General features: G+C 73.1%; 7 protein-coding genes and 1 pseudogene. All 8 read left to right on the forward strand.

The features are described 5' to 3' along the window. Positions 1-137 precede the first annotated feature (137 nt). The 8 genes and pseudogenes from ribD to JGS22_RS20900 all read left to right on the forward strand — a co-directional run bounded on the left by ribD (position 138) and on the right by JGS22_RS20900 (position 6550). Positions 138-1214 carry a bifunctional diaminohydroxyphosphoribosylaminopyrimidine deaminase/5-amino-6-(5-phosphoribosylamino)uracil reductase RibD gene (gene ribD / locus JGS22_RS20865; RefSeq protein WP_211040464.1) on the forward strand — a complete coding sequence of 359 codons (1077 nt, stop codon included), beginning with the start codon at positions 138-140 and terminating at the stop codon, positions 1212-1214. A 1-nt stretch (position 1215) separates the two neighbouring features. Beyond that, on the forward strand, positions 1216-1860 hold the full coding sequence (locus JGS22_RS20870; RefSeq protein ID WP_211040459.1) for a riboflavin synthase: 645 nt from the start codon (positions 1216-1218) through the stop codon (positions 1858-1860). Continuing rightward, positions 1857-2528 (forward strand): nicotinamide mononucleotide transporter family protein, encoded by a 672-nt coding sequence (locus JGS22_RS20875; protein WP_211040460.1) that lies wholly within the window; start codon positions 1857-1859, stop codon positions 2526-2528. Before JGS22_RS20870 ends, JGS22_RS20875 begins: the two co-directional genes overlap by 4 nt. Next, a pseudogene (gene ribB / locus JGS22_RS20880) lies at positions 2525-3946 on the forward strand (3,4-dihydroxy-2-butanone-4-phosphate synthase); the annotation flags it as partial. The gene JGS22_RS20875 and the pseudogene ribB, both read left to right, overlap by 4 nt. Before the next feature lie 247 nt (positions 3947-4193). Continuing rightward, on the forward strand, positions 4194-4679 hold the full coding sequence (ribH, locus tag JGS22_RS20885; protein ID WP_211043630.1) for a 6,7-dimethyl-8-ribityllumazine synthase: 486 nt from the start codon (positions 4194-4196) through the stop codon (positions 4677-4679). Positions 4680-4713: 34 nt separating this feature from the next. Further along, on the forward strand, positions 4714-4986 hold the full coding sequence (locus JGS22_RS20890; protein WP_211043632.1) for a phosphoribosyl-ATP diphosphatase: 273 nt from the start codon (positions 4714-4716) through the stop codon (positions 4984-4986). A 153-nt stretch (positions 4987-5139) separates the two neighbouring features. Beyond that, the gene (gene hisG, locus JGS22_RS20895; protein WP_211043640.1) at positions 5140-5988 is read left to right on the forward strand and encodes an ATP phosphoribosyltransferase; all 849 of its coding nucleotides are present in this window, start codon (positions 5140-5142) and stop codon (positions 5986-5988) included. Between the two features lie 88 nt (positions 5989-6076). Next, entirely contained in the window at positions 6077-6550 is a 474-nt protein-coding gene (locus JGS22_RS20900; protein ID WP_308405778.1) for a PH domain-containing protein, read from the forward strand. Positions 6551-6583: the final 33 nt, after the last annotated feature.

A 6583-nucleotide genomic window follows, 5' to 3' on the forward strand; every position in this document is an offset into this window, starting at 1 on the left:
ACGGCCGGGCAGCAGGGCTCCCGGCGGCCTCCGTACGGCGTTCGCGCCCGCTGTTGTCCTTCTTGTACCCCGGAGTCCGTGCCCTTTGGCAGGAGGACCCGGTGGCCACCGCAGCACCGCACCACGAGCGCGAAGCCATGCGCCGTGCCGTCGACCTCGCCGCCCGCGGGCTCGGCCGCACCAGCCCCAACCCGGTCGTCGGCTGCGTCATCCTGGATCCGGCCGGACGCACCGTCGGCGAGGGCTGGCACAAGCGGGCCGGCGGTCCGCACGCGGAGATCCACGCGCTGGCCGAGGCCGGCGACGACGCCCGCGGCGGCACCGCCGTCGTCACCCTGGAACCCTGCAACCACACCGGTCGCACCGGGCCCTGCTCCCGGGCGCTGGTGGCGGCCGGAGTCGTACGCGTCGTGTACGCCGTCGCCGACCCCAACCCCACCGCGCACGGCGGCGCCGACGCCCTGGCCGAGGCGGGGATCGACGTCGAGGCGGGCGTACTCGCGGCACAGGCGGAGGAGGTCAACACCGCCTGGCTGACCGCGGTACGCCGTCAACGCCCCCATGTGCACTGGAAGTACGCCGCCACCCTGGACGGCAGGACCGCGGCGGCCGACGGCACCAGCCGCTGGATCACCTCCGGGCCGGCCCGCGCCGACGTCCACCGGCTGCGCGCCGAATCCGACGCCGTGCTCGTCGGCTCCGGCACCGCGCGCACCGACGACCCGCACCTGGCCGTCCGGGACGTGCCCGGCGCCGAGCAGCCGCTGCGCGTCGTACTGGACAGCAGCGCCGCCGCGGTGGCGCCCGGCGCCCGAGTGCTGGACGACCGGGCACCCACGCTCGTCGTTACCTCCACGACCGCCGACACCAGTGTTCTGGAGGCGGCTGGCGCCGACATCCTCCGGCTGCCCGCGGCACGCGACGGCGTCGGCCTGGACCTTCGGGCGCTGCTCGCGGAGCTGCACCGCCGCGACGTGCGCTCGGTACTGCTGGAGGGCGGCCCGACACTGGCCGCCGCCTTCCTGGCCGAGGGCCTGGTGGACCGGATCACCGGCTACCTCGCTCCCGCTCTGCTCGGCGCGGGCCCCGCCGTGCTCGCCGACGCCGGCATCACCACCATCACCCAGGCACAGCGGTTCACCCTGACCGGCACCGAGTTGATCGGGCCGGATCTGCGGATCACCGCCGTGCCCCGGACCACCGAGGAGTCCTGAAGTGTTCACCGGAATCGTCGAGGAGCTGGGCGAGGTCACCGAGGTGACGGAGCTCGGCGACTCCAGCAGGCTGCGGTTGCGCGGGCCCCTGGTCACCGCGGACGTGAAGCACGGCGACTCGATCGCCGTCAACGGCGTCTGCCTGACCGTGGTGACCTTCGGACAGGGCGGGTTCACCGCGGATGTGATGGCCGAGAGCCTGCGCCGCACCAGCCTGGGCGCGCTCCGCGTCGGCTCGCCGGTCAACCTGGAGCGCGCGGTGCCCGCGGGCGGTCGGCTGGGCGGCCACATCGTCCAGGGCCACGTCGACGGCACCGGCGCCGTGCTGGAGCGCACCCCGGCCGAGCACTGGGAACTGGTGCGCATCGGCCTGCCGCCCGAACTGGCGCGCTATGTCGTGGAGAAGGGCTCCATCACCGTCGACGGCGTCAGCCTGACCGTCGCCGCCGTCGGTCGGGACGACTTCACCGTCAGCCTCATCCCCACCACGCTCGAACTCACCACCCTGGGCAGCAAGAAGGCCGGCGACCCCGTCAACCTGGAGGTCGACGTGCTCGCCAAGCACGTGGAGCGGCTGCTGGCCGCCGGAGTCGTTCCGAACACGGCCCCGGGCGCCGGTGCGCGCACGGCGGAGGAGCGGCGATGAGCGCGCTGGACGGGCTGCAGCAGGAGGCGTTCCAGCTCCTCGGCCAGCAGGTCATCTGGTCCGACATGATCGGCAACCTGCTGGGTCTGGCAGCGCTCGCGCTCGGCTGGCGCCGGTCGATACTCACCTGGCCGGTGCAGCTCGCCGCCGGTGTCGTGCTCGTCCTCGCGTACCACTCGGCGCAGCTCAGCGGAGGCGTGGGCAAGCAGCTGCTGGTGATCGCGGTTGCCGTCTGGGGCTGGCGCCAGTGGCGGGCCCGGGAGGCCAAGGGCGACGACGGCGCCGTACGGGTGCGGTTCGGCACCGGTCGGGAACGGCTGCTGCTGGTGGCCGGTACGGCGCTGGGCACCGCCGCGGTCGGCGGGCTCTTCACGCTCTTCCCGCAGCTGTCCTGGAGCCCCTGGGCGGACGCGTACATCTTCGTCGGCACGCTGGCCGCGATGTACGCCCAGGCGCGCGGGCTGGTCGAGTTCTGGTTCGCCTGGCTGCTCGTCGACCTGGTGGGGGTGCCGCTCGCCTTCAGCAGCGGGCTGGCCTTCTCCGGCCTGGTCTATCTCGTCTATCTCGTCCTGGTCCTGTGGGGCCTGCGCGACTGGTGGTTGCGCACCCGCACGACCGAAGCCGCCTCGGCCCAACGGGTCCGAGCATCGGAAGGAGCGGTGGCATGACCGCGCTCAGCACCTCCCAGGACCCGGCCCCCGGCGGGCAGTTGCCGCAGCGCGGCGCGCCCTCGCTGCGTCTGGACCCGATCGAGCAGGCGCTGGAGGACATCGCCGCCGGCCGCCCGGTCGTGGTGGTCGACGACGAGGACCGGGAGAACGAGGGCGATCTGGTCGTCGCGGCCGAGAAGGTCACTCCGCGGCTGGTCGCCTTCATGATGTCCCAGTGCCGCGGCCTGATCTGCGTCCCGATGGAGGGCGAGGAGCTGGACCGGCTGGAGCTGCCGCAGATGGTCGAGCGGAACACCGAGTCGATGGGCACCGGCTTCACCGTCTCGGTGGACGCCGCTCCCGCGCACGGAGTGACCACCGGCATCTCGGCGGCCGACAGGGCAGCCACCATCGCCATGCTCGCCGACCCCGCCTTCGGCGCGTCCGACTTCGTGCGTCCCGGCCACATCTTCCCGTTGCGCGCCAAGCCGGGCGGGGTGCTCACCCGGCGCGGCCACACCGAGGCCGGGGTCGACCTCGCCCGGCTCGCCGGTCTGCGCCCGGCCGCCGCGATCGTGGAGATCGCGGACGAGGAGGGCGTGATGATGCGGCTGCCGCAGCTGGTGCCGTTCGCCCGCGAGCACGGACTGTCGATCGTCTCCATCGCGGACCTGGTGGCCCACCGCCGCGCCGTCGAGCAGCCCCGGGCCGACGACGCGGAGCGCGAGGCCGCGCCCGGAACGGAGCGCGAGGCTGTTCCGGGATCGGACCGCGGGGCCGCGCACGAACCGGCCGGGCGCAACCCCGCCGAAGCCGCCCCGACGGCGCCCCCCGGCCCGCCTGCGGTGCGGCGCGAGGCGGAGACCCGACTCCCCACGCTGTACGGCGACTTCAGGGCGTTCGGCTACCGCTCCGCGGTCGACGGTGTGGAGCACGTCGCGCTGGTCGCGGGCGATCCCGGCGACGGCGAGGACGTCCTGGTCCGGGTGCACTCCGAGTGCCTGACCGGCGACATCCTCGCCTCGCAGCGGTGCGACTGCGGCCCACAGCTCCAGGAGTCCCTGCGTCGGGTGCAGGCGGCCGGCCGGGGCGTGGTGATCTACCTGCGGGGGCACGAGGGCCGCGGCATCGGGCTGCTGCCGAAGCTGCGTGCGTACGAGCTCCAGGAGCGCGGGCGCGACACCCTGGACGCCAACACCGAGCTGGGACTGCCCGCCGACGGCCGCGACTACGTCGCCGCGGCCTCGATCCTCCACGACCTCGGCGTCCGCTCCGTGCGGCTGCTGACCAACAACCCGGAGAAGGCCGACTCCCTCAGCCGCAACGGCCTGCGCGTGACCGGCCGCGAAGCCGTGCCCGTACAGGTCGGCGAGCACAACATCCGCTATCTGCGCACCAAGCGGGACCGGATGGGCCACGACCTGCCCTGGCTGGAGGACCACCGGCAACCGCGCCCGGACCAGTACCCGGCCGAGTACGCAGTCGAGCAGGCCGAGCAGCCGCCCGCCGGCCCGGCGGGGGAGGAGCGCCCGGACAGCACCGCGTTCATCCTGCCCGCCGCGGGCAGCCGGTAGGCCACCGGCCCACCCCACGACCCGGCGCGTCCCCACGGCCCGCCCCACCGCACCACCTGCACCACGCACCACCTGTCCCACCGCACCATCACAACCGAGGAGCACACACGTGAGCGGCAACGGCGCACCGGAGCTGACCGTCAAGAACTGCCAGGACCTGCGGGTCGCCGTCGTCGCCGCGCAGTGGCACGAGCAGATCATGGACGGTCTGCTTGGCGGCGCGCTGCGGGCGCTGAGCGAGTTGGGCATCGACGAGTCCACCGTTCTGCGCGTCCCCGGCAGCTTCGAACTCCCCGTCGTCGCCAGTGCGTTGGCCGGCCGCGGTTACGACGCGGTGGTCGCGCTCGGCGTGGTCGTCCGCGGTGGCACACCGCACTTCGACTACGTGTGCCAGGGCGTCACCGACGGGCTGGTACGGGTCAGCGTCGACACCGGCGTGCCGGTCGGCTTCGGCGTGCTGACCTGCGACACCGAGGAGCAGGCACTGGACCGCGCGGGGCTGGAGGGCTCGCGCGAGGACAAGGGCTGCGAGGCGGTCACCGCGGCCGTCGCGACCGCCGTGACCCTGCGCACGGTCGCCGAGCCCTGGCGCTGAGCTGCGCGGGGCGAGCGCGTAGGCTTGGGTCACCATGGCGAACAAGACATTCGAGGAGCTCTTCGAGGAGCTCCGGGTAAAGGCCGCCACCGGCGACCCGATCACCTCCCGCACCGCCGAGCTCGTCTCCTCCGGTGTGCACACCATCGGCAAGAAGGTCGTCGAGGAAGCCGCGGAGGTGTGGATGGCCGCCGAGTACGAGGGCGCGGACCGCACCGCCGAGGAGATCTCGCAGCTCCTCTACCACCTCCAGGTCATGATGGTCGCCCGGGGCATCTCGCTGGACGACGTCTACGCCCACCTCTGAGCGGTGTCCCGGCGGCGCCGCGAGCGGCGCCGCCGCCGTACCCGCCGTCCCGCACCGCCCTCGTACGCCGGGTGACCGCACGGGCCGAGCGCCCGTACCGGCCCGGCGCCCGATCAGCACCACCATCCGCACAAGGCACGAAGGAAGACACCCATGCTGCGCATCGCCGTCCCGAACAAGGGTTCACTGTCCGAGCCTGCGTCGGCGATGCTGCATGAGGCCGGATACCAACAGCGCAAGGACCGCCGGGAGCTGGTGCTCGTCGACGCCGCGAACGAGGTCGAGTTCTTCTTCCTGCGCCCGCGCGACATCGCCGTCTACGTCGGTTCGGGCAAGCTCGACATCGGCATCACCGGCCGCGACCTGCTGCTGGACTCCGGCGCCGAGGCGGACGAGATTCTCCAACTGGGCTTCGCCGGCTCGACGTTCCGCTACGCCACCCGCCCGGGCACCGCGCAGCACGTCACCGACTTCGGCGGCATGACGGTGGCCACCTCCTTCCCCGGCCTGGTGCGCGCTCACCTGGTCGAACACGCGGTCGACGCCTCGGTCGTACGGCTGGACGGTGCGGTGGAAACCGCGATCCAGCTCGGTGTGGCCGAGATCATCGCCGATGTGGTGGAGACCGGGACCACCCTGCGCAACGCCGGCCTGGAGATCATCAGCGACCCGATCCTCCTCTCCGAGGCCGTGGTGATCAGGGGCCGCGGCACGGACGTCGAGGCGCCCAAGGTCAAGCAGTTCCTGCGCCGGATGCACGGCGTCCTGGTCGCCCGCCGGTACGTGATGATGGACTACGACATCCGCGCCGAGCACGTCGAGCAGGCGGTCCGGCTCACCCCGGGTCTGGAGTCGCCGACGGTCTCCCCGCTGCACGACAAGGGCTGGGTGGCCGTCCGTTCGATGGTCCCCTCCTCGGAGGCGCAGCGGATCATGGACGACCTCTACGACCTCGGCGCGCGTGCCATCCTCACGACCAACATCCACGCCTGCCGCATCTGAGGCAGCGCCCGTCGCCCGTCGGAGCCGCCCGCCCCGCGCGGCTCCCACGCACCAAGCCCAGCTCCGCACCTGTCCCGGGAGTACGAACGTGCCCGCCGCATCCGCACCGCTGCCCGCGCTCCCGGCGACCTTCCGGCCCACCCGTACCAGGGTGGTGCTGCTCTCCGTCGGCTTGGCGATGTTCGCCGTGCTCGCCGTGGTCGGGCTGGTGCTGGAGCGACTGCATCCGGGAGAGCGGGCCACGTTCATCCTGACCGGGTTGCTCTTCCTCGGCGTGCTCGCCCTGCTCGCCAGGCCGCACCTCACCGCCGACAACGACGGTGTGACGGTCGTCAACCTCACCCGCACCAGGCGTCTGGCGTGGGCGGAGATTCTGCGGGTGAACCTGCGTTACGGGGACCCGTGGGTCTTCCTCGACCTGGCCGACGGCACCAGCCTGGCCGCGATGGGCATCCAGCCGGGCATCGACCGCGAGCAGGCGATCAACGACGCCAGGGCGCTGCGCGCGCTCGCCGAGGAGCACGGCAGCGGCACGGGCGGGGAACCGAAGCAGCAGCCCTGACGGTTCCGGCAGCCGGCCCGGACCGTGCCGGCG

This window comes from Streptomyces tardus (assembly GCF_018101125.2).
In the GTDB taxonomy this organism is placed as follows: domain Bacteria; phylum Actinomycetota; class Actinomycetes; order Streptomycetales; family Streptomycetaceae; genus Streptomyces; species Streptomyces tardus.

Bases quoted from the DNA above. Each gene is read 5' to 3' on its own strand.
- ribD (WP_211040464.1), top strand. From the start codon at position 138: ATGCGCCGTGCCGTCGACCTCGCCGCCCGCGGGCTCGGCCGCACCAGC.
- JGS22_RS20875 (WP_211040460.1), top strand. From the start codon at position 1,857: ATGAGCGCGCTGGACGGGCTGCAGCAGGAGGCGTTCCAGCTCCTCGGC.
- JGS22_RS20890 (WP_211043632.1), top strand. From the start codon at position 4,714: ATGGCGAACAAGACATTCGAGGAGCTCTTCGAGGAGCTCCGGGTAAAG.
- hisG (WP_211043640.1), top strand. From the start codon at position 5,140: ATGCTGCGCATCGCCGTCCCGAACAAGGGTTCACTGTCCGAGCCTGCG.